Here is a 674-nt window from a genome sequence, read left to right on the forward strand (position 1 = left end):
CAGATTCATTTCATAATTTGCCAGGTAGTTTCTCGTGTCAGATTACGCTCGCTTTACAGTCCGTGGATACCATCTTGACCAATATGGTCATATGAATATCAACGCTTACAATACCTTTATGGAGGAAGCTCGCTGGCGTCTTTTTGAAAACTACAACGCTATTGAGTTTTTTTCCGAGCTTGAACTCGCCCTCACCCTAGTAAACAGCAACGTCGATTACAGGCGTCCGTGTATGCTGGGCGACATGCTCGAGGTTCAGACCAAAGTGATGAAAATCGGTACATCGAGCTGTAAAGTCCAACAAACAATTTTTACAGACGGCGGAGACAAAAAAATAGCTGAGGCAGAACATACTTTTGTTCTTATGGACAAAGGTACGCTGAAGGCAACTAGCATAGAAGGCAAGGCACGCGAAAAACTAGAACAGATCGCTCAGGTTTTCTAGTCAACAAACGCTCACTGCAGTCTCTTTGATCTAACCTTTCATCTCAGTTATCCTTTCGCCCCTAAAAAACATGCCAAAGGCCTGAATTCATGAATGTTTTAGTTGTAGGAAGCGGCGGTAGAGAACACGCGCTCGCGTGGAAAATCGCACAAGACAATGACGTTAAAGCTGTATTTGTTGCACCGGGAAATGCCGGCACCGCGACAGATGAAAAATTACAGAATGTCGC

The 674-nt window shown here is 44.5% G+C and carries 2 protein-coding genes; both read left to right on the forward strand.

Annotated elements, in window-relative coordinates; all coding sequences use genetic code 11:
- Positions 1 to 34: 34 nt before the first annotated feature.
- The gene (locus tag A3750_RS20820) at positions 35 to 445 is read left to right on the forward strand and encodes a thioesterase family protein (RefSeq protein ID WP_082873377.1); all 411 of its coding nucleotides are present in this window, start codon (positions 35 to 37) and stop codon (positions 443 to 445) included.
- A gap of 89 nt (positions 446 to 534) precedes the next feature.
- Positions 535 to 674 (forward strand): phosphoribosylamine--glycine ligase N-terminal domain-containing protein (locus A3750_RS25100; protein WP_304440219.1); only part of this gene is annotated, 140 nt, incomplete at its 3' end.

It is taken from the genome of Oleiphilus sp. HI0079, from assembly GCF_001635105.1.